Below are 823 nucleotides of genomic sequence, written 5' to 3'. Positions count from 1 at the left end.
CAACTACAACTGGAACGCCACCCTTACGTGCGGCATCCTCGATTGCGTTGGTACCAGCAAAGACAATCAAGTCTGCTAGAGACATTCCAGAATCTGGCTGGAGCTGCTTTAGCTTCTCGATAGTTCCTGCAACGGCTGCATGTACTGGCCAGCTCTTCTGTGGCTCTAGAGCGATGCGTGCACCGTTAGCTCCACCGCGCTTGTCGGTGTTGCGGTAGGTTGCAGCAGACGCCCAGGCTGCGTGAACTAGTTCGGTAGTAGTTAGCCCAGCGTTATCGAGCATAATGCGAGCCATCTGCTTCTGTAGAACAGTTGGTGCAACACCTGGCTCAACTGGGTCCTGCCAAATTAGAACCTCTGCAGGAACCTCTGGACCGTGGTAGCGAGCACGTGGTCCCATGTCGCGGTGGGTCAGCTTGAACCACGCACGAGCGAAGACGTCTGTGAAGTAGTCGAAGTCCGCTAGGAACTTCTGGCAGATGCGGTCATACTCCTCGTCTCCAAAGCGGAGTGCAAGGTCAGTAGTCAACATGCGAGGAATGACAGTCTGTCCACCGATGTGGGCGTGAGGAGCTGCATCCTCTGGGTAGACTTCATCATTTACTGGACGCCACTGCTTAGCACCAGCAGGAGACTCTTCGAGCTCCCACTCGTACTTGTAGATAAGACGTAGGTAGTCGTTGTCCCAACGGATTGGGTTTGGAGTCCAAGTAACCTCTAGGCCAGAGGAAATGGTGTCCTCTGCGTTACCCTTGCCCTGGGAGTTCTCCCAGCCGAGTCCAACAGATTCTAGCTTGTCGTTAGCCTCTGGCTCTGGACCAAC

The 823-nt window shown here is 54.7% G+C and carries 1 protein-coding gene; it reads right to left on the bottom strand.

From position 1 onward, the window contains the following. Positions 1-532 (bottom strand): peroxidase family protein (locus AC1QQ2_RS14560; RefSeq protein WP_479713685.1); only part of this gene is annotated, 532 nt, incomplete at its 3' end. Positions 533-823: the final 291 nt, after the last annotated feature.

The organism is Aestuarium sp. (assembly GCF_023253315.1).
Lineage (GTDB): Bacteria > Pseudomonadota > Alphaproteobacteria > Rhodobacterales > Rhodobacteraceae > Marivivens > Marivivens donghaensis.
This window is presented reverse-complemented; position numbering and strand designations above follow the sequence as displayed.